17 protein-coding genes are annotated in these 21,667 nt (G+C 61.4%); 5 read left to right on the forward strand and 12 right to left on the reverse strand.

The window, feature by feature from the left end; translation table 11 throughout:
* Positions 1-370 precede the first annotated feature (370 nt).
* On the forward strand, positions 371-2,731 hold the full coding sequence (locus QRN20_RS21920) for a glucose/quinate/shikimate family membrane-bound PQQ-dependent dehydrogenase (protein ID WP_122605922.1): 2,361 nt from the start codon (positions 371-373) through the stop codon (positions 2,729-2,731).
* A gap of 40 nt (positions 2,732-2,771) precedes the next feature.
* Here QRN20_RS21920 and QRN20_RS21925 read toward each other — a convergent pair whose 3' ends face one another.
* From QRN20_RS21925 to QRN20_RS21965, 9 genes are all read right to left on the reverse strand, one after another.
* The gene (locus QRN20_RS21925; RefSeq protein WP_029242094.1) at positions 2,772-3,674 is read right to left on the reverse strand and encodes an AEC family transporter; all 903 of its coding nucleotides are present in this window, start codon (positions 3,672-3,674) and stop codon (positions 2,772-2,774) included.
* Between the two features lie 85 nt (positions 3,675-3,759).
* Positions 3,760-5,283, reverse strand: a complete 1,524-nt coding sequence (locus QRN20_RS21930; RefSeq protein WP_088235458.1) for an amidase — start codon at positions 5,281-5,283, stop codon at positions 3,760-3,762.
* Between the two features lie 335 nt (positions 5,284-5,618).
* On the reverse strand, positions 5,619-6,767 hold the full coding sequence (locus QRN20_RS21935) for a M20 family metallopeptidase (protein ID WP_058431739.1): 1,149 nt from the start codon (positions 6,765-6,767) through the stop codon (positions 5,619-5,621).
* Positions 6,764-8,191 carry a M20 family metallopeptidase gene (locus tag QRN20_RS21940; protein WP_122411961.1) on the reverse strand — a complete coding sequence of 476 codons (1,428 nt, stop codon included), beginning with the start codon at positions 8,189-8,191 and terminating at the stop codon, positions 6,764-6,766. Before QRN20_RS21940 ends, QRN20_RS21935 begins: the two co-directional genes overlap by 4 nt.
* Positions 8,188-9,198, reverse strand: coding sequence for an ABC transporter ATP-binding protein (locus tag QRN20_RS21945; protein WP_057408071.1), 1,011 nt, complete (start codon positions 9,196-9,198; stop codon positions 8,188-8,190). Before QRN20_RS21945 ends, QRN20_RS21940 begins: the two co-directional genes overlap by 4 nt.
* The gene (locus QRN20_RS21950; RefSeq protein WP_058431741.1) at positions 9,195-10,196 is read right to left on the reverse strand and encodes an ABC transporter ATP-binding protein; all 1,002 of its coding nucleotides are present in this window, start codon (positions 10,194-10,196) and stop codon (positions 9,195-9,197) included. Before QRN20_RS21950 ends, QRN20_RS21945 begins: the two co-directional genes overlap by 4 nt.
* 16 nt (positions 10,197-10,212) lie before the next feature.
* On the reverse strand, positions 10,213-11,121 hold the full coding sequence (locus QRN20_RS21955; protein WP_122415206.1) for an ABC transporter permease: 909 nt from the start codon (positions 11,119-11,121) through the stop codon (positions 10,213-10,215).
* Between the two features lie 8 nt (positions 11,122-11,129).
* On the reverse strand, positions 11,130-12,047 hold the full coding sequence (locus QRN20_RS21960; RefSeq protein WP_088235454.1) for an ABC transporter permease: 918 nt from the start codon (positions 12,045-12,047) through the stop codon (positions 11,130-11,132).
* 68 nt (positions 12,048-12,115) lie between these two features.
* Positions 12,116-13,636: an ABC transporter substrate-binding protein gene (locus QRN20_RS21965; RefSeq protein WP_004885230.1), complete on the reverse strand. Its 1,521-nt coding sequence runs from the start codon at positions 13,634-13,636 to the stop codon at positions 12,116-12,118.
* 200 nt (positions 13,637-13,836) lie between these two features.
* Here QRN20_RS21965 and QRN20_RS21970 point away from each other — a divergent pair, with 200 nt between their 5' ends.
* From QRN20_RS21970 to QRN20_RS21985, 4 genes are all read left to right on the forward strand, one after another.
* The gene (locus tag QRN20_RS21970) at positions 13,837-14,745 is read left to right on the forward strand and encodes a LysR substrate-binding domain-containing protein (RefSeq protein ID WP_004885231.1); all 909 of its coding nucleotides are present in this window, start codon (positions 13,837-13,839) and stop codon (positions 14,743-14,745) included.
* Between the two features lie 180 nt (positions 14,746-14,925).
* Complete coding sequence (gene folE2 / locus QRN20_RS21975; RefSeq protein WP_122411963.1) at positions 14,926-15,831, forward strand: GTP cyclohydrolase FolE2; 906 nt, start codon at positions 14,926-14,928, stop codon at positions 15,829-15,831.
* A gap of 11 nt (positions 15,832-15,842) precedes the next feature.
* Positions 15,843-16,403, forward strand: a complete 561-nt coding sequence (locus tag QRN20_RS21980; protein WP_004885233.1) for a gamma carbonic anhydrase family protein — start codon at positions 15,843-15,845, stop codon at positions 16,401-16,403.
* A gap of 92 nt (positions 16,404-16,495) precedes the next feature.
* Entirely contained in the window at positions 16,496-17,662 is a 1,167-nt protein-coding gene (locus QRN20_RS21985) for an acetyltransferase domain-containing protein (RefSeq protein ID WP_029242084.1), read from the forward strand.
* Positions 17,663-17,984: 322 nt separating this feature from the next.
* Here QRN20_RS21985 and QRN20_RS21990 read toward each other — a convergent pair whose 3' ends face one another.
* The 3 genes from QRN20_RS21990 to QRN20_RS22000 form a co-directional block, all read right to left on the reverse strand.
* Positions 17,985-18,713, reverse strand: coding sequence for a DUF4198 domain-containing protein (locus tag QRN20_RS21990; protein ID WP_122411965.1), 729 nt, complete (start codon positions 18,711-18,713; stop codon positions 17,985-17,987).
* Positions 18,714-18,737: 24 nt separating this feature from the next.
* Positions 18,738-20,858, reverse strand: coding sequence for a TonB-dependent siderophore receptor (locus QRN20_RS21995; protein WP_285361186.1), 2,121 nt, complete (start codon positions 20,856-20,858; stop codon positions 18,738-18,740).
* A 206-nt stretch (positions 20,859-21,064) separates the two neighbouring features.
* Positions 21,065-21,604 (reverse strand): hypothetical protein, encoded by a 540-nt coding sequence (locus QRN20_RS22000; RefSeq protein ID WP_240999065.1) that lies wholly within the window; start codon positions 21,602-21,604, stop codon positions 21,065-21,067.
* Between the last annotated feature and the right edge of the window lie 63 nt (positions 21,605-21,667).

Raw genomic sequence — 21,667 nt, forward strand, 5'->3', positions numbered from 1 at the left:
AGTTTGATAAGAGCGGACTCGTCCGCGAATACGGTAGCCCAACCGATGCATATTCGTCGGATGTACAGGCCTTTTCCCGGACAAACGGAACGCGCCCGGTCCACTTCCACATGGTTTGCTGTGCGACAGCTCTGTGCCGAGAATGTGGTGAACCTCTCATAGGTTGTCTTTCGCTGAACGCCATAAGCCACACCCATCCGATTCCGTTCGCTGATCGCCCACAACATCAATGTCGCGCCGTTCCAAGCGTGCAGGCAAATTTTGACGTGCTCAGAATCAGCTTTTCAAGCCGAAACAGCCTGCGACAATTTGTCATTATGAACTGGTTAGTACATTCTGCGCGGCTGTAAAAATCCGACAGGTTCGACACATGACTGGTAAACAAGACACAGGGGCGGGGAGCAGGGTGGGGCTGCTCGTATTGGGGGCGCTTATCGCATTGATCGGGCTTGGCCTGGCGGGCGGGGGCGGTTATCTGGTGGCGTTGGGCGGGAGCTGGTTCTTCCTGCTCATGGGCCTGGCGATGCTGATCAGCGGCGCGTTGATTGCGAAGCGGCAGCCCAAAGGTGCGCTGATCTATGGTGTGGCCCTTGTTCTGACTGCGATCTGGGCAGTCTGGGATGCAGGGCTGCATTATTGGCCGCTGGTTTCACGCGTGCTGACGTTCGCCGTGATCGGTCTGGTGGTTGCGCTGATCTACCCGACACTGGTCCGCGCTTCCGGCGCTCAGGCAGGGCGGGGTGCCTATGGTCTGGCAGGCGTGCTGGCCATTGGCGTTGTGGCGACCATCGGCTATATGTTCGTGCCGACTCATGTGGTCAGCGCCAGCAGCGTGCCGGACGTTCTGCCGGTCGCTCCGGGCAGCGAGCAGAAGGACTGGGCGCACTGGGGCAACACCCCGGCGGGCAACCGTTTCGCGGCGCTGGATCAGATCAACAAAGGCAACATCGACAAGCTGCAGGTAGCCTGGACGTTCCACACCGGCGATATTCCGCAGAGTACCGGCGCAGGTGCCGAAGACCAGAACACGCCGTTGCAGATCGGCGACACGGTCTACACCTGTACCGCCTACGGCAAGGTTTTCGCGCTGGATGCCGATACCGGTGAGCAGCGCTGGAAGTTCGACCCCAAGGGCAGTGCGCCCAACTGGCAGCGCTGCCGTGGTCTGGGCTACTTCGCAACGCCTGCCGCCGAGGCGAGCGCTCAGCCTGCCGCCTGCGCCAGCCGTATTTTCCTGCCGACTGGCGATGCACGCCTGATCGCGCTGGATGCCAGAACCGGCGAGGCCTGCACAGACTTCGGCACCCAGGGTGTGGTTGACCTGAAGACCGATATGGGTGAAGTCAAGGAAGGCTATTACCAGCAAACCTCGACACCTCTGGTCGCTGGCAACGTTGTCGTGGTGGGCGGTCGTGTCGCCGACAACTTCTCCACGGGCGAACCGCCCGGCGTGGTGCGCGCTTTCGATGTGCACAGCGGTGAGCTGGTCTGGGCCTGGGATCCTGGCAACCCCGATACCACCAAACGTCCGCCAGCAGGCGAGACCTACACGCGTGGCACACCGAACGTCTGGTCAGCCATGTCCTACGACGAAAAACTGGGCCTGATCTACCTGCCGACCGGCAACGCCACGCCGGACTTCTTCGGTGGCACGCGCACGGGGGCAGATGACAAGTGGTCGTCCTCGGTCGTTGCTGTAGACGTCAGGACCGGTCAGGTGCGCTGGCATTTCCAGATGACTCACCACGACCTGTGGGACTTCGATATTCCGGCCCAGCCGCTGCTGTACGACATCCCGGACGGCAAGGGCGGCACTCAGCCTGCGCTGGCGCAGGTCACCAAGCAGGGCGAGATCTTTCTGCTGAACCGCGAAACCGGCGTGCCGATTTCCCGTGTCGAAGAGCGTCCGGTGCCTCAGGGCAGCGTGCAGGGTGAGCGTTATTCGCCGACCCAGCCGTTCTCGGTGGACATGCCGTCCATTGGCAACCAGACCCTGAAAGAGTCCGACATGTGGGGCGCCACGGCGTTTGACCAGTTGATGTGCCGGATTGCCTTCAAGGGCATGCGACATGAAGGCGTCTACACGCCGCCAGGCATGGACCACGCGCTGCAATTTCCGGGCTCGCTGGGCGGGATGAATTGGGGCAGCGTGTCGGTCGATCCGACCAACAGCTACATGTTCGTCAACGACATGCGCCTGGGTCTGGCCAACTACATGATCCCGCGTGACAAGATCGCTGCCGGTGCCAGCGGCATCGAGATGGGCGTTGTGCCGCAGACCGGCACGCCGTTTGGCGCCATGCGTCAGCGCTTCCTGTCGGCGGTCGGTATCCCGTGTCAGGCACCGCCGTTCGGCACCCTGTCGGCCATCGACCTGAAGACCAAAAAGCTGGTCTGGCAGGTGCCGGTCGGCACGGTCAAGGACACCGGACCGATGGGCATCCGCATGGGGCTGCCGATTCCGATCGGTATGCCGACCCTGGGCGCTTCGTTGTCCACTCAGTCGGGTCTGCTGTTCTTCGCGGGTACTCAGGATTTCTACCTGCGCGCCTTCGACAGCGGCAACGGCAACGAGATCTGGAAGGCCCGTCTGCCGGTGGGCAGCCAGTCGGGTCCTATGACCTACGTGTCACCCAAGACCGGCCGGCAGTACATTCTGCTCACCGCCGGCGGTGCCCGTCAGTCGCCTGATCGTGGCGACTACGTGATTGCCTACGCGTTGCCCAAGTAACGTGTGGCAGGCCTGAGAGGCAATGGCTGCCTCTCGGGTCTTATCCGATCAAGCTCACCAGCCACATCCACAAGGGCAGCGTCGCGGCCGACAGCACCGTGGTCAGGCAGATCGCCGAACTGGTTTTCTGCACATGCGGCACGCTACGGGCAAAGCCCAGCACGTTGACCCCGGCAGGGCCTGCGGCCATCAGCACCAGCACGCCTCGCGACAACCCCTCGATACCCAGCAGCATGCACGCCAGCAATACCAGCAGCGGCATCAGGAACAGCTTGCCGACGGTGATGCCCAGCGCCTGCGGGCTGGGTGTCAGTTTGAAACTGGAAAGGTTGGAGCCCAGCACGATCAAGGCGCAGGGCAGGGCAGCCTGGGCGAGCCAGGTGGTCAGATGATCGGCCCATTCGGGCAGCACTATCCCTGACAGGTTGACCCCAATCCCCAGCAACAGCCCGATGATCAACGGGTTAGCCAGGCTGGCGAACAGCGAGCGGGTGTTGAATGGTTGATCACCGGCCATGCTGTCGTACAGGCTCTGGAAGGTGAACAGGGTCAGGCTGTGTACCGCGATGACCGTGAACAGCAACACCAGCCCCTGATCACCGAACACACCGACCACCAGCGGAATGCCGATCAGGATGTTGTTGGAGAAGCTGGCGGTCAGGCCGAAGGGCGTCGAGGTGCTGCCAGACCGGTGCATGATCAGATTGATCAAGACAAACACGATCAGGGCAGGCACGAAGTACGCCGCAAGCACCCGCAGATCGAGGCCGTCGTGCAGCGGTGCCTTGACCATCCCGGTGAACAGCACCATCGGTAGAAACAATTTGAAGGCCAGCACGCTCAAGGCCTTGGTGCTCTCGACAGTCAGGGTCTTGCGTTTGCCCAGCACATAGCCGAGAACGATCAGTAGAAAAACGGGCAGGATGGCTTGCAGAACGGCCACGGGCTCTGGCTCCTTGAGAACATGGCCGCGCAGTATGAACCAGCGTTGCAACTTTACCTATGCACCGCTGCGTATCAAATGGCTATCACATCGCCCCTATATCCGGCCTGACCGTCTGCGAGCCTTCATGGATCGGCGGATGGGTCACGATATGTTTCAGATCGACAGCCGATGCCAGCAGTTTCTGCAGATCGGGACGCGGGCGACACACACGTGAATCTGCCGAGGTGGCCTGTTCCAGTGCATGAGCGCAGGCCATCAACGCGGCATCGCCCCGGAAGCCGCCAATCAGTTGCAGGCCGAACGGCATGCCGTTGTGATCGGTGCCGCAGGGCAGCGACAGGGCCGGATTGGTGGTCAGGGTGATGGTGTAGCAGAGCGCCAGCCAGCGGTAATAATTGTCCAGTTGCACGCCGTTGACTTCACGCAGGTACAGCTCGCTCCACGGGAACGGCGACACCGGCGTGGTCGGCGCAAGGATCAGGTCGTAACGCTCGAACTGCTTTTGAAAGCTGCGGAACAGACGACTCTGCTCGGCATGCGCTTTTACGCAATCCTGCAGCGACATGGCCGCGCCCATGTCGAAATTGGCGCGGGTGTTGGGGCCGAGTGCGTCGGGATCCTTGTCGTGGGCGTCCTGCAAACCCGCAACGAAGGCCTCGGCGCGAAGGACGTCGAATGTGCGATGCGCAGTGCCGAGGTTCAGGTCGATGGGCTCGCAGGATTTGAACAGCGATTTCAGGACGCCGATCTTTTCCCGGAACACTGCGCGGATCTGCTCGTCCACCGCGCAGGTGCCGAAGTCTTCGCTGTAGCCGATGCGCAATTGGCTCAGGTCGACGGTGCGCGGCGCAAACTCGTTGTCTGCCACTGCATAGCTCAGTGGGTCGGAGTGCGCCAGACCGGCGCTGGCACGCAGCTGCAGCAGCGTATCGGCGACGTTGCGTCCCATGGGACCGACCACCGACAGCGGCGTCCAGCCAAGTTTTTTGCGCTCGCTCGGCACCAGTCCGGGTGAAGGGCGCAGGCCGACGATGCCACACAGCGCCGCAGGGATGCGTAACGAGCCACCCGTGTCCGAGCCGCTGCACAATGGCACCATGTCCACCGCCAGCGCTGCGGCGGAACCCCCGGACGAGCCGCCCGCGTTCAGCTCGGGATTGAACGGGTTGCCGGTTGCGCCCCACACCACGTTGCGGGTGTTGGCGCCTGCGCCCAACTCCGGGACGTTGGTCTTGCCGACCATGATCGCCCCGGCGCTGCGCAGACGCGTCACCAGCAGGTTGTCCTGACGCGGAATATTGTCGCGAAACAGTTGCGAGCCGTAGGTGGTGAGGACGCCTGCGGTTTCTTCCAGGTCCTTGATCCCGATCGGCAGACCATGCAGCAAACCCAGCGGCTTGCCTTGCATCACGGCCTGTTCGGCCTGCACCGCTTCCTCCCGCGCCCGCTCGAAGCAGGTTGCGGCGAAGGCGTTGATCTTTGGGTTTAGGGTCTCAATGCGTTCGATGCTGGCGTTCAGCAGCTCGAGGGGCGACAGCTGTCGATTGCCTATAAGCGTGCGCAATTCGGTGGCAGATTTTTCCAGCAGGTCGGATGAAAAAGGCATGTGGTTTCCTCAAATAATAGGGCCAGCCCAGAGATGACACTGAACGTTCCCGCCCTCGCGCTCAAAGTGGGCGCGCAAGCCTTTGATGATCGTTCCCACGCTCTGCGTGGTAACGCCTCTCAGGACGCTCCGCGTCCGCTCTGGAATGTGACGCAGATGCGCGCCCAAGCTCCAGCGTTATCCACGTCATGCGCCCGGCTCACCGAATCCGCAATCTGTGCCATTTGTGACGCGGAGCGTCACGGGATGCATGCCCACGCGGAGCATGGGCACGATCAGTGTCGAGGCGGAGTTGTGCATAACGATGAGCGCAGAGCTAGGGAACAATCGCCCGATCATTCCGCCAACCCCACGATGGTCGCTACCAGCGCCTGACCGCGCGGCACGAGGGTGTCGAGCTCCAGGTATTCGCGGTCTGTATGCACCTTGCCGCCCACCGGCCCCAGTCCGCACAGGGTCGGGATGCCCAGGCTTGCGGTGAAGCCCGAGTCGGCGCAGCCGCCGGTGAATTCGCCTTCCACGCTGAACCCCAGTTCCGCCGCGACGCTCTGGTAGCGCTGCAACAGGTCGGTGCTGTGCTGCGCTTCCATCGGCAGGAAGGTCGTGGCTTCCAGCAGTCTGGCCGAGGTGCCGGGCAGTTCCTCCGCGTCGACGATGGCCTGAATGGCCGTGAGTATGTCGTCCCACTGACGCAGTTCGATAAAGCGCACGTCGAGTCTGGCTGTGGCGGTCGGTGCCACGGTATTGCTGGAGGTTCCGCCCGACATCAACCCGACGTTGGTGGTGATACCCGCCGCGTAGTCGGTCAGCGCATGCAGCTTGATCACCTTGTGCGCCAGCGCCTCAATGGCGCTGGCACCGTCGGCATGGTTGACGCCGGAGTGCGCAGCCCGGCCGCTGACTTCGATGACCAGCGTCGCGCCGCCTTTGCGGGCGCTGACCACATTGCCGCTGGCCCGGCCCGGCTCGGGATTGAGCACGGCACGGGCGGCTCTGGCGTGTCGTTCGATGTGCACGCGTGCACTGCCTGAGCCGATCTCTTCGTCGCCGGTATACAGAATCTGCACCGGAAACGGCAGCGGACCGGCGCGCTTGAGTGCCTTGAGCGCAAAACAGTTCAGCACCAGACCGCCTTTCATGTCGGCAACGCCAGGGCCATACGCCAGCTTCTCGTCCCGCGTGTAACCACGGGTCGTGGTGGTGCCCTTGGGGAATACCGTGTCGCGATGACCCAACAACAGGACCGGCTTGCCCGGTCCACCGGGCAGTTCAGCCAGCAACACATCGCCAAAGCCCTCGACTGCAATGCGCTCTACACCTATCCCGTCGGCCTGCAACTGCGCCGCAAGCAGGTCGCCGACGGCATCGACACCGGCCTTGTCGTAGCTGTTGGAGTCGATGTCGACCAGTTGTTGCAGTAATGCCTCCATGGCGTCGAATTGCCCGGACAGCCATTGTGTTGCGTTCAGTTGTGCCTGATTCATTGGCCTGTTTCCTGTGCCTGATGTTCTCGGGCCAGACGCGCGCCGTCATTGCCCAGGTCCCAGAATAGACCGGCCATGATCTGCAGGCTTTCTTTCACCACCGGGGCCAGCAGATGTTCATCGGGTGCATGCTGTGAGCAGGCCGGGTAGGAATGGGGAACCCAGACCGTCGGCAAACCGAGCACCTCGGCAAACACGTCATTGGGCAGTGAACCGCCCAGATTGGGCAGCAGCGCAGGTTTCTTGCCGGTGGTTCTGCTCAGCGACTCCAGCGCCCATCCGACCCACGGGCTGTCCGGTGACAGGCGCGTGGCGTGCATGACGTCCATGCGCGTCTGCTTCACCTCCACCTGAGTGAAACCGTGCGCATCCAGATGCGCCCGCACGGCCGGAATGAACGTCGTGTAATCGCTGTCGACCACGAAGCGCATGTGGCACAGCGCATGGGCCTTGCCGGGAATGGCGTGGACCGGAGCATCCGGGTTGCCGGTCTTGAAGGCCAGAACGTCCAGCGTGTTCCAGCCGAAGACTTTCTCGCTCAACGAAAGACCCGGCTCGCCCCAGTGCGGATCGATGACCGGATCGCCAGGCCCGCCGCCCACTTCTATATCGGCCAGTGCCGCGCGCACCGCCTCGGGAATGGCGGTCGGCATCAGCCCCGCAACTTTGACCCGACCGTGCTCATCCACAAGGCTGGCGATGGCGTTAGCCAGAATGATGCCGGGGTTGGCCAACAGCCCGCCCCAGTTGCCGGAGTGATGCGCGCCGTCGCGCAGGTGCACGCTGAGCTCGAAGTTGAAGACGCCACGCGAGCCGAGAAACAGCGTCGGCCTTGCCGCCGCCAGACGTGGTCCGTCGGAGGCGATGAAAATGTCGGCGGCCAGGTCTTCTGCGTGCTGCTGGCAAAACAGGCTCAACCCCGGTGATCCGTCTTCTTCACCCATTTCCAGCAGCAGCTTGACGTTGAAACCCAGCTTGCCGCCCCGCGCCTTGAGCGTCTGCTCAAGCGCCGTCAGGTTGATCAGGTGCTGGCCCTTGTTGTCTGCCGTGCCCCGGCCATACCAGCGCTCGCCGCGCTCGACCACCTGCCAGGGTGACAGGCCCGGCTGCCATTGCGCATCGTAGCCGCGCACCACGTCGCCATGCCCGTAACTGAGCAGGGTCGGCAGGGACGGATCTTCGATCCGTGTGGCAATCATCAGCGGGCCGCGCCCGGCCACCGGGTTGTCGTGAAGGCTGGCCGTGAAGCCCAGCCGCTCGACCTGCGGCGTGATGAAGTCGGTGAGGTAGCGGTACAACTCGGACAGGCTTTCCGGCTCCTGACTCTGGGTCGGGTACGCGACGCTTTCGCCGAGCAGGGCGAAGAACGCGCCGTTGTCGAACTGTTCGGTGACGTTGTCGATGGCGTGCGAACGGCTAGTCATGAGGGAATCAGCTCCAGGGTTTTCGGGGTGTCACGCAAATGACAACGGACGGTTCCGCCTTCCAGCGTGTCGGTGGCGGGATACTGGTTCTTGCAGACCGTCATGCAGCTTGGGCAGCGTGGATGAAACGCACAGCCCGACGGAGGCGACATGGGGTTGGGAAAGGCGCCCTGCAGACCCAGTTCGGGAATGCCCAGATGCGGATCGGGTGTGAGCACCGAGTCCAGCAGCGCCTGGGTGTAGGGATGACCGGGCCGGGCAAACAGTGATTCGCGGGTGCGCTCTTCGACGATCTTGCCCAGGTACATCACAGCCACTCGGTCGGCCAGATGTTCGATGACCGCCAGGTTGTGACTGATCAGCAGATAGGTCAGGCCGAACTCCTGCTTGAGGTCCTGCAACAGATTGAGAATCTGCGCCTGAACCGACACGTCCAGCGCCGAGGTAGGTTCGTCGCAGATCAGCACATCGGGGCGCATCACCAGCGCCCGCGCAATCGCCACACGCTGGCGCTGGCCGCCGGACAACTGGCTGGGGTAACTGTCGATCACCCGCTTGGGCAGACCGACCACGTCCATCATGTCTTCGGTGCGCTTGCGGCGTTCTGCGTTGCTGCCGATGTCGTGCACGATCAGCGGCAGGGTGACGATTTCGCGCAGGGTTTTGCGTGGATTAAGTGAAGAGTAGGGGTCCTGAAAGATCGGCTGTATGCGCCGCGCCATTTCCTTGCGATCGGTGCCCGCCAGATGCTTGCCATTGACCAGTACGTCGCCGCTGCTGGGTGCCAGCAGACCCAGCAGCATCTTCGCCAGGGTGCTTTTACCGCAGCCGGATTCGCCGACCAGCCCCAGGGTTTCACCGCGCATCAGGCGCAGCGACACGCCATCGACGGCTTTCAATGTGGCAGTCGGTTTGAAAAAGCCCCGGCTGATGGTGAACTCGCGCCGGATGTCACACAGCTCCAGGGCGATGTCTTTTTTTACGCTGGTTTTCAGTGCCTGGTTCATGACCGTGCGCCCTCGCGATGAAACACCGGTTCTGCGCCCGGTGCCGCAAACAGGCAGCGGGTCATGTGGTCGTGGCCGTTGATGGCCGGAACGTCGTCGGCGCAGGCTGGAATCGCCTGCGGGCAGCGGTTGCGAAACGCACAACCGTGCTGCTCGCCAACGAGGCTGGGCACCAGACCGGGAATCGAGCCCAAGGGTTGACCCGGTTGAGTACGTCCCGGAATCGGAATGCTCGCCAGCAAGCCACGCGTGTAAGGATGCTGCGGGTTTTCGAACAGCTCGACGGCCGGCGCGGTCTCGACGATCTGCCCGGCGTACATCACCGCCACGCGGTCGGCGATGCGTGCCACCAGTCCCAGGTCGTGGGTGATGAAGATCACCGCCAGCCCCAGTTCTTTCTGGAGGTCGCGGATCAGCCGCAGGATCTGCGCCTGAATGGTCACGTCCAGCGCCGTGGTGGGTTCGTCGGCGATGATCACGTCCGGTTCGCACATCAGCGCCATGGCGATGATCACCCGCTGACGCAGACCGCCCGAAAGCTGATGCGGATACTGGCGCAAGCGTTCGGTGGCGTTGCTGATGCCGACCTTTTCCAGCATCTGCGCAGCCCGCAGCAGGGCGTCCTTGCGTGACACCTTGCGATGCCGGGTCAGCACTTCGCTGAGCTGATCGCCAATGCTGTAGGCCGGGTTGAGCGAGGTCATGGGTTCCTGAAAGATCATCGCCAGGCGGTTGCCGCGCAGGTCGCACATCTGCCGCTCGCTCTGGCCCAGCATGTCGATGCCGTCCAGACTCAATCGGGTCGCGGTGCGCCGTGCCTTGCGAGGCAGCAGGTCCATGAGCGCCAGCGAGGTCAGGGATTTGCCGCAGCCCGACTCGCCGACGATGCACAACATCTCTCCGCGTTCGACCTGAAAGTCCAGACCGCGTACCGCGTGCAGCGTGTCCTGCCCCAGGGGGATGTCGACACGCAGGTTTTCAACATGCAACAGCGCCATGTCCGAATCTCCTCTGTCAGTTGCGCCCGTCGGGCAGGATCAGATCACGCAGGCCGTCGCCGACCAGATTGATGCCCAGTACCAGCACCATCAGTGCGATACCGGGAATGGCGATGACCCATGGGGAAAAGAACATGTACGGCTTGCCTTCGGCGATCATCAGGCCCCAGGACGGAATCGGCGGTTGCACGCCGACGCCGAGGAACGACAGCGCCGACTCCAGCAGGATGGCGTGGGCCATTTCCAGCGTGGCGACCACGATCAGCGCACCGACCAGATTGGGCAGGATTTCACTGGCCAGAATGCGCAGGGTCGAGCAGCCGAGGGCTTGTGCCGAAGCGACGTACTCGGCGTCACGAATCTGTTGCACGGCAGCACGCACCACCACGGCGAAGCGGTCCCACAACAGGCAGCCGAGGAGGATGATCACCACCTTCAGCGAACCGCCGATCAACGAAGCGGAGGCCAGCGCGATCATGACCACCGGCATCGCCAGACGCGTGGTGATCAGGTAGCTGATGACAGCGTCCACCTTGCCGCCGAAGTAACCGGCGAGCAGGCCCATGATGGTGCCGATGACGCCGGAAATCAGCGCCGCCGAGAACCCGATGAACAACGAAATGCGTGCCCCGTACAGCAAACGCGACAGGTAATCGCGGCCCAGTTTGTCGGTGCCGAGTACGTAGTCCCAGGTGCCGCTGGCCATCCACACCGGTGGTTTCATGCGCAGCATCACATCCTGGGTGTAAGGGTCGTACGGCGCGAGCCACGGTGCGAACAGCGCGCCCAGCACGATGATCAGCAGCAATACGGCGCCGATGGCAAAGCCGCGATGGCCAAAGCTCAGGCGCAACGTGCGCAAGACACTTCTGGCGGGCGGCTGGTAATCGTTGATCACCAGCGGCGAAGCGGTGGTTGTGCTCATGGAACCTCCTATTTCACGCGGATGCGCGGGTCGAGCAGTGCGTTGAGCACATCGGCCAGCAGGGTGAGGACGATGTAGATGACGGCAATCAACAGCACCACCGCCTGCACCACCGGGAAGTCGTCACGGGCAATTGCGTCCCAGGCCAGTTGGCCGATGCCTTGCAGCGAGAACACAGTTTCGATGACTACCGAGCCGCCGAGCATGAAACCGAATTCCACGGCGGCCAGCGCCACCACCGGAATCAGCGCGTTGCGCAGCGCATGCTTGAACAGCACTGTGCCGGGGCGCAGGCCCTTGGCGCGTGCGGTACGGATGTAATCGGAATTGAGCACGTCGAGCATCCCGGCACGGGTCAGACGCATGATGGCGGGCGTGGCGTAGTAGCCCAGCGCAATGGCGGGCATCACGAAATGCGCCCAGGTTGAATTACCCGACACGGGCAGCCATTTGAGCGTCACCGAGAACACCACGATCAGCATCAGTGCGAACCAGAAACTCGGCATCGCCTGACCCAGCACAGCGATGCTCAGTGCCAGCCGGTCGATCCAGGTGTCGCGTTTCACTGCCGCCAGAACGCCCAGCGGAATGGCGATCAACAGCGCGATGCTCAGCGCCATGGCACCCAGCCCCAGGGTGATCGACAGGCGAGATGCGATGAGGTTGTAGACCGACTCCTGAAAGAAGAACGAGTCGCCCAGATCGAGGCGCAACACATCACTCAGCCACTCGAAGTACTGGGTGACCAGCGGTTTGTTGAGGCCGTATTGCATGCGGATCTGTTCGATCTGCTCGCTGGTGGCTTCTGGACCGCCAATGGCGGTGGCCAGATCACCGGACAGGTGCAGCAGGGAAAAGCTGATCACCGAGACGGTAATCGCGACGCACAGGGCAATGCCCAGGCGGCGCAGCAGAAATCCAGACATGGCACGTGACCTTGTATCCATGGGATGACGGGGTGAGCCGCGCGGAGGGCGGTCACCCGTTCAGGGCATTACTTCCAGCTCGACAAAACGAAGCGCGGCAACTCGTCCGGGTACGGCTTGAAGTTCAGGTCCGAGACGTAGGCGTAATTCATCGAGTAGTTGAACAGCGGCGCCCAGTAGGCCTGTTCGCTGATGCGCTGCAACGCCTTGCGGTAGTTGTCCTTGCGCACCTGCGGGTCCAGTGCATTGTCGGCGGTCTGCAGCCAGCCCTGGACTTGCGGGTCCTTGATGTTGTCGTCGGGATTGCCCTTGAACCAGGTGCCTGCCGAGGCCGACGTGTCGAGGATCGAGAACGACCCCCATGCCTGGAACGACATCGGCACCTTGCCGCCGCGTTGCTGGTCCCGCAGGGCGGCGTATTTCAGGTAGCGAAGCTTGGCGTTGATGCCGACGGCGCGCAGGTTGCCGATGATCGCCTCGACGTAGTCACGGTCGCGGTAGGCGAAGATCTCGGTTTCAAAACCATTCGGGTAACCCGCTTCGGCCAACAGCGCCTTGGCCTTGGCCGGGTCGTAGTTGTAGACCGTGGCCGCCGTAGTGTCGCAGCCGAACTGGCCTGGATAGCAGGCGACCTGCAGCGGTTTGCTTTCGCCGCCCACCAGTTGCGAGGCCAGACCTTCGCGGTTGATGGCGTGGTTGATCGCCTGGCGCACCTTCAAGTGCTTCATGGGCGAGTCGGCCGTCGATGTGCCGCGGGCATCGAGAATCAGAAAACCAATGCGCATTGTCGCGCCGCTGGTGACCACCAGATTGGGCATGGCCTTGAGGTTTTCGGCCTGATCCGGCGCAACGCGCCAGGTCCAGTCGATGCCGCCGGTCATCAATTCCGCGAGTCGTGTTTCGGCGTCGGCGATTACCCGGAAGTTGATGTGGCTGATCTTTGGCTGGCCCTGCGGGCTGTCCTTGAAGTAGTCAGGGTTCTTGTCCATCTTCACGCCTTCGCCGGTCGCGATGGCGATGACCTTGTAAGGGCCAGTGCCGATAGGTTTTCGACTGAAGCCTGCAAGCCCGACCTGCTCGAAGTACTTTTTCGGAAACATCGGCACCGCGTTGGACAGGTATTCCAGTGCGGGTGGGAAGGGCTTTTTCAGGTGCAGGCGGACGCTGTAGTCACCGAGTTTTTCGGCGCTCTTGATCCAGTCGACGTTCTGCACGGTGACCACTTTGGATTCGGGAGACACAACGTAGTTGAGGGTGAACACCACGTCGTCGGCGGTGAACGGATCGCCGTTGTGGAACTTCACGCCTTCGCGCAGCTGAAAATCGATGGTGGTGTCATCGACCTGCTTCCAGCTGGTGGCGAGCATTGGCTCGTATTGACCGTTGTCGGGGTTGCGATAGACCAGGTTGTCCCAGATCAGGCGACCGAGGATCACGCCTTCGCGCAAGTCGTTGTGATAGGGGCTGATGTTCTCCGGCTCGCTGTCGGAGGCGTAAACCAGTGTGTCGTCGGCCTTGCCGGCGAACGCGGAAAAGCTGCTGAACAGGCCCAACAGCGCAATGCTGCGAGCGAAACCCTTGATGCCCATGCCGTGGTCTCCCTAAGGCAAAGTGATTGGATCAAAGGGCAGTGGGATCGCAAATGCGAGAAGAGGGGTATGTCTTGAGCGGCCATGATTTTCTTTTGGTCTAGCCGACGGCCTCGACACGACTCTAGGCAAAGCGTATCAATGCCACAAGTACAATATTTCGAACCTTTCATTGCCAAAAAGGCAACACAGGAGTCGCGATGCAGCTCTACGGCGTTCAATCCACGGCCCTGCGCTACTTTCTGGAAGTGGCGCGGTGCGGTTCGATCAGCGAGGCTTCAACCCGGCTCAATGTCGCGTCCTCGGCGGTCAGCCGACAGATCAGCAAGCTGGAGCGAGAGCTGGATGCGGTGTTGTTCGAGCGTCAGGCGCGAGGGATGGTGCTCAGCGAGGCGGGTACCCGGCTGGCGGCCTACGCGCGCAAATCGCAGCTGGAAGCCGAGCAGGTGGTGCTAGAAATTACCGAGCTGCAGGGGTTGCAGCGGGGGCATGTGCGGCTGGCCTGTTCCGAAGGGTTTGCCCTCGATTTTCTGCCCCAGTGCATCGCCCGTTTCCGGCAAATCTATGAAGGCATCCACTTTTCCATGGAAGTCTGCGCACCCGCGCAGGCTACCGAGCGGGTGCGCTCGGGCGATGCGGACCTGTGCCTGACGTTCAGTCTCACGCCGCAGAATGAAATCAAGGTCGAGCACGTGCACAGCGGCGCGATCTGTGCGGTGGTCAGCCCCAACCATCCGCTGGCGTCACGCAAGGAAGTGGCGCTGGCCGAGCTGCAGCCCTACGCCATTGCCCTGACCAACACCGATACCACGCTGCGACAATTGTTCGACATCTGCTGCGGCGTGCAGGGCCTGATGTTCGATCCGGTGCTGACCAGCAACTACATCGGCGCGCTGCTGCGCTTTGTGAGTGAGGAGGGCGGCATCAGTCTGTCCAGCGAGATGACCCTGGACAAGCGCGTGCAGGAAAAACAACTCGTTTCCCTGCCGATCAGCGACGAGGGCATGAAGGCGCGGCGCATCGAACTGCAAAGCATGGCAGGGCGCAACCTGCCTGCGGCCGTGTCGGCATTCCGGGACTTTCTGATCGAGGAATTGATGAAGACCTGAAACCTGTCGCCGGATTTTCCGGCGAGTGTGTCCGTTGCGGTCAGGGCGGACCGCGTGTTCGGTTGATGCTGTCGGTATTGATGATGTTATAGTGTAACGAATCTGTGCGGGCTGATGGATGGCCCATGACATCAGGCATCGCGTTCCAAGCGAGGCCAGCCAACGAGACGACCGACTCACATGAACAACTCTCTCCCTGATGTTGCCCTGACGGAAGCGTCTTCGGCCCTGATCGCTCTCGACTGGGTCGGCATGCAAGCCATCGAAGTGCCGATACGTTTGAGCGAAGAGGGTGTCAGCCACTCGGTGCATGCCTTCGTGGACCTGCATGTTGATCTGGCCGACCCGAGTGTCAAAGGCATTCATATGTCGCGGCTGTATCGCCTGCTCGACCGCTTTGCCGAAGAGCGTGAGCTCAACGTCGCGTCCTTGTCGGACCTGCTCGAAGCCATGGTGGAAAGCCACGCCAGTTGCCGCTCCACCCGCTCGCGCATCAGGCTGAATTTCAACCTGCTGTGTCGCCGACCTGCGCTGGTCACCGAAGGGCTCAGCGGCTGGAAATCCTATCCGGTTACCCTTGAAGGCATCTGGGAAGCGGGGCGCCTGTGCCTGGATCTGTCGGTGGGCATTACCTATTCGTCTACCTGCCCGTGCTCGGCGGCGCTGTCGCGACAGTTGCTGGAAAGCGCGTTCATCGCTCATTTCGACCGCCAGACCTTTGTCGACACCATGCAGGTCGCGAACTGGTTGCGCGCCAACGGCTCGCTGGCCACGCCGCACAGCCAGCGCAGCGTAGCGACGGTTCAGGTACGTATTCCGGAACACGCTACCGAGCTTGGTTTGATGGCGCTGATCGACACCACCGAGCGTGCCCTCGGGACGCCAGTCCAGACGGCCGTCAAGCGCGCCGACGAGCAGGCATTCGCTCGGCTCAACGGCCAGAACCTGATGTACGTCGAAGATGCTGCCCGCAAGATCCAGCAGGCACTGGAAGGCCTGTACGCCGCTTCCAGCGTCAGCGTGCGCCATTTCGAAAGCCTGCACCCACACGATGCCGCTGCACAAACGTCCAACTACCTGACCTGAGGCTTGCCACCGTGATCCGTAAAAACCCGTCCGGCCATTTGCCGGTGATTGCCGAATCCGCTTACATCGACAAGACCGCGATCATCTGCGGCAAGGTCATCATCAAGGACAATGTGTTCGTCGGCCCCTATGCAGTGATCCGCGCCGACGAAGTCGATGCCACAGGCGACATGGAACCCATCGTGATCGGCGCCAACTCCAACATTCAGGACGGCGTGGTGATCCACTCCAAATCCGGCGCGGCAGTGACCATCGGCGAGTTCACTTCGATTGCCCACCGCTCCATCGTGCACGGGCCGTGTCAGGTCGGTGACCGGGTGTTCATCGGCTTCAACAGCGTGCTGTTCAACTGTCAGGTCGGCAATGGCAGCGTGGTGCGCCACAACTCGGTGGTTGACGGCCGCGACCTGCCGGAAAACTTTTACGTGCCGTCCACCACCCGGATCGGGCCTAATACCGACCTTTCGCAGTACCCGCCAGTGAGCATCTCGGCTTCGGAGTTTTCAGAAGACGTGGCGCACACCAACATCGATCTGGTGCGCGGCTACAAGGCGCTGCAGAACGAGTTTTAAACAGGGTCGAGGGGCTTCCCGTTCTGGATCGGGAAGCCTGCAACAGCCAGGACAATCGACACTGCCCACCCACCCACGGACCTTGACCCTTCATGACGACAGCTGTTCATCCCTCCCGTGCACCGGCTTCCCGGCTGCGTTCCATCGATGCTCTTCGCGGGCTGATCATTCTTTTCATGCTGCTGGACCACGTGCGGGAAACCTTTTTTCTGCACCGTCAGGTGCTGGACCCGATGGAGGTGGCAAGCACCGAGCCCGAGCTGTTTTTCAGCCGCCTGCTGGCCCATCTGTGTGCGCCGTTGTTTGTCCTGCTGACCGGGCTTTCGGCTTACCTGTATGGCGAGAAATACAGCGGCCGGGCCGACGTATCGGCATTCCTGCTCAAGCGCGGCCTGTTCCTGATCGCCCTCGAGTTCACGCTGGTGAGCTTTGCCTGGACCTTCCAGTTCCCGCCGACCGTGATCTACCTGCAGGTGATCTGGGCCATCGGCCTGAGCATGGTGGCGCTGTCAGCGATGGTCTACCTGCCGCGCTGGGCGCTGGTGGTGATTGGCGTGGTGATCATTGCCGGTCACAACCTGTTGGACTCACTGCACTTCGGCGTCGAGTCGGCGATGCACATTCCCTGGGCCATCCTGCATGACCGTGGCTGGATCGACGTCTCGGACAACCTGCGTTTGCGTACCTCGTACCCGCTGCTGCCGTGGATCGGTATCATCGCGCTGGGTTATGCCGCAGGCCCATGGTTCTCGGCGGGTTATGACGCCGCGTCACGCCGCGCCAAACTGTGGATGTGCGGTCTGGGTGCGCTGCTGGGCTTCCTGGTGCTGCGCCTGATCAATGGCTACGGTGAAAAACCGTGGAGCGTGGGCGAGACCGAACTGCAGACTGTGATGAGTTTTCTGAACATCACCAAATACCCGCCATCGTTACTGTTCATCAGCCTGACGCTGGGCATCGGCATGCTGATTCTGATCGCCTTTGAGCGCTCTCAGGAAAAGGGCTGGCTGCGCCCGCTCGTGGTGCTGGGTTCGGCACCGATGTTCTTCTACCTGCTGCACCTGTACGTGCTGAAGATCCTGTACCTGATTGCACTGGCGATCTGGGGCAAGAATCAGGGCAGTTACTTCGGCTTCGACCACATGTGGGGCGTTTGGCTGACGTCGATCGTGCTGGCGGTGATGCTGTTCCCGGCCGTGCGCTGGTTCGCATCACTCAAGGCGCGGCGTCGGGATATCACCTGGTTGAAGTATTTGTAAGTCAGTGCGGCCGTGACACGGAGCCAACTGTGGGAGGCGCCACTACGTCTTCGACGTGGCGCTGTCGCGCAGCAAACTAGGTGGGAGCGGACTTGTCCGCGAAAAGGCCGGTACATCCGACGCATATGCGGTGGCTGAAACACTGCATTCGCGGACAAGTCCGCTCCCACGACGGCCGGTGTTTGATGCGCGACAGCGCTACGTCGAAGACGTGGTGGTGCCTCCCACAGTCTTTGTTTTGCTGCCAGACAGTGCTGTGTCAGACGTAAAGAAGCATTTCGCAACCCTGTGTTCGCTGCGCATCAGCGCAGCGTGTCAGGCATCAATCGTGATGCGCTTCACCCACGAAAGTCAGCGAGGTAAACAGCCCACGCTCGGCGATATCGGCGTTGTCCTTCACCGGTAGCGTCACTTCGGCTGCGATGATGTTCAAGCCTTCGTTACGCACCACCACAGTGGCCATGCCCTGAGCATCGGTCTCGGCGCTGACCACGTCCGGCGCGCTGCGGTAATCGCCGATCAGCTTGATGCCCGCAGCGGGTTTTCCATCGACCAGAACCTTGACCGGCAGCGGCTTGCCAACGCCGACCTTCAACGGATCAGCCTGCGGCACGATGACGAAGTTCAGCTTTTCGAACGTCGGCAGTTTCGCGCCTTCTTCGTAGATGGCAACGTTGTACTTGAAGGTGTGGATCGAGTCGGTGCCGTTGGGCACCTTGCTGCGTCCCTCGTTGATCCATTTCTTCTCGGCGTTGCGGGTCCACATGCCGTTGTCCAGCGCGACCGACATCACGGCGGGCGGCTTGAGCGGCACCAGGCGCGCGTGATCGTCGAGACGTTGCACGGTCACCGGAATCATCCGGCCCTGAAGGTCATACCCCCAGGCGCCGCTGACTTTTTGCGCCTTGAACGCGTTGTCCTCGGCACCGTGGCCGTAGACCACTTCGATGTTGCCGCGACGCTGTTCGGTCCACAATCCATGGGCACTAACCTGAGCGGCGAACAGTGCGCTGAGCAGGCTCAGGGCCACGAGCGGTTTCGATGAAAGCATGATGCATCCTTGTTGTTTTAGTGATCAGAGATTCAGTGTGAGGCTGACCGTGAAGTTACGCGGCTCGCCTGGTGCGACCCAGTAATTGCTGAAGGAACGCTCGTAATATTTTTCGTCGAAAATATTGTTGAGGTTCAAACCCACGGTCACGTTATCGCTGGCCTTGTAGTGGGCGAGCAAATCGACGGTCTGGTACGCAGGCAGTTCGAAGCGGGTGCCTGACTCGCCGGAACGGTCGCCGACATAGGTGTAGGCGGCGCCCACGTCCGAACCACGCAGCACGCCTTCCTGGAACTCGTAGACACCCAGCAGACTGCCGCTGTGCTTTGCCACGCCGAGGATTCGGCTGCCGGTCGGGATCGTGCGGTCACCCTTGGTGACTTCGGCGTCGATGTAAGCGAAGGCACCGATCACGCGAACCGCTTCGGTTACTTGCCCGGTGAATTGCAGGTCGAAACCCTGGCTGCGCGCTTTGCCCACGGCGCGGTTGGTGTCGGTGGACGGGTCGAGGGCCAGCACGTTTTCCTTCTCGATGTGAAACGCCGACAGCGTGGTGCTCAAACGGTCATCGAACAGTTCACTCTTGATACCCGCTTCGTAACCAATGCCTTCTTCCGGATCGAAGGTGTTGCCTGACGCGTCGAGCCCGTTATTGGGTTTGAACGAGGTCGAGACGTTGGTGAACAGACCGACCTGCGGCGTGAGCTGATACAGAAGCCCCGCACGCTGAGTGAACGCGTCGTGCCGCTGGCCGGAGGTCCGGTTGGTGGTGTAATCGTCGATCTGCTGATCGAAATGTTCGAAGCGCGCACCGATCATCCCGCGCAGCTTGTCGGTGAACACGATCTGATCCTGCAGATTCAACGCACGGCTTTCGACATGTTCGAAGAAGTCAGTGCCTGAGCGGGCACCGTTGGGTTTGGGCTGGCCGTAGACCGGGTTGTAAAGGTCGATGGCATAGCTGGTGCCCGCCACCGGCGCGATGTTGGTGACGCGCTCGTTCTTGCGGTAGTTCTCGTATTCGGTGCCGATCAGCACTTCGTGCTCAAGGCCCATGCCCTCGAACCGGCCACGTAGTTCAAGCTGGGTGATGCTGTCGTGCCAGTTGTTGTCGCGCTCACGATAGCGGCGGTTGACGGTGCGGCCGTCGGCGCTCAGAGGACGCGATTCGCTGGCGTAACCCGACATCTCGCCCTGTTTGTAATGACTGGCCAGGCGCAACGACCAGATGTCATTGAGCTGATGATCTAGCGCGAACTGGACCATGTTGTTGTCGTTATCGATGTCGTCGTCGGGTTCGCCGAGAAAGGTCGAACGCGACACGCCGCTCCATTTGTTGTTGGGCGCGACGACGCCGCGGTCGAAGGTCGACGTATGACGGACGAACTCGGTTTCCACCAACAGGTGAGTGTCAGGATTCAATTGCCAGCTGAAGGAGGGCGCAACGAACACCCGTTTGCTTTCGACATGATCGCGAAAGCTATTGTTGTCTTCGACTGCCATATTGACCTGCGACAGCAGGTTGCCTTCCTCGTCCAGCGGCGTGTTGACGTCCAGCGCCGTGCGATAACGGTCCCAACTGCCAGCGCTGGTCTGCAGGGTAGTGAAGGCTTCACGCTGTGGCTTCTTGGTGACGATGTTGACGGTACCGCCCGGATCGCCACGGCCATACAGGCTGGCGGCAGGGCCTTTGAGGACCTCGATACGCTCGATGTTCGCCGCGTCGGGCGTGGCGGGGTAGCCACGGTTGGCGCTGAAACCGTCCTTGTAGAACTCGGAGGTGGTGAAGCCGCGAATGCTGTACTCGTAGAGCGTCAGACCACCGAAATTGTTCTGCTTCGACACGCCGCCAGCGAAGTCCAGCGCACGGTCGACGCTGTTGCTGCCCAGATCCTTCAGCACCGACGCAGGCACCACACTGATCGACTGCGGGATGTCCTTGATCGCGGTGTCGGTCTTGGTTGCGGTGGCGGAGCGGGTCGCGCGATAGCCCTGTACGGGGCTGGTTGCCGTTTCGTATTGATAGTCGGAGGTGACGTTGACGCTTTCCAGCTCGATGGTTTTTTGTTGTTCTTCCGCAAAACCGGTATTGCCGAGCATCCCGATGGCCAAGCCTGCCAGAGACGCAATTCTACGAGACGACATGTGAGACTTCCTGATAGTTATAGATACAATATAACATCTCTGATGAGAATTGTTTCCATACAGGCATGTCGTGAACGAACAAATTTTGCAGCGCCCGACGCAGCAGAATGCTTGACGATTCAACGCATCAGAACGAGGGGGAGAGGATTCAAGATTCAAACGAACGGAGCGCGGCCCCGTTCGTGTCCTGCCGGGATGAGGGGTGGTTACTTGACGCGGTTGCTGAGCGTGCTGACCGTGCCTTTCAGCGAATTGAGTTCACTTCGCGTGTTGCTGATATCGTTTTTGAGGCTGGAAAGGTCGCTGCTGCTGGCGCTGGAACCGGAATTGCGCTTCAAGTCACTGACCTGACTCTGCAGCGCTGCGAGCGCGCGGCTCTGATCGTCGATCTTGCTTTTAAGGCCGGAAACATCACTGTCGCTGCTGCGCGACTGGCTGCTGTCATTGCGCTTGAGCTCCTCGATCAGGCGCGCCTGGGCCTCGACGGTCTGTTTCAGACTTTCAATCTTTGCCGCATTCTGTTTGGAGTCGTTCAGCAGCGCCTGCAGATCACCCAGGGTGACGTTGGTGCTGCGTACGGAGTAAGCCGAACTGACCGCCTCGTAATGGGTCGCGGCCAGATTGTCCTGACTGGACGCGCTACCAGAGTTGAATTCGAGTGCTTGCGCCTGCGAAAAGGCCAGACTGCTTATCAATAACGCCGCGAAACGAAAGCCCCAACGCGATGAAAAAGAATGACTAGCCATTACCTGAATTTCCTTGTCGGGTGCCGAAAGTGGCACATTGATATGACTGAAATTCAGGTGTCT

It is taken from the genome of Pseudomonas sp. fls2-241-TYG-175, assembly GCF_030209155.1.
GTDB lineage: Bacteria > Pseudomonadota > Gammaproteobacteria > Pseudomonadales > Pseudomonadaceae > Aquipseudomonas > Aquipseudomonas viridiflava.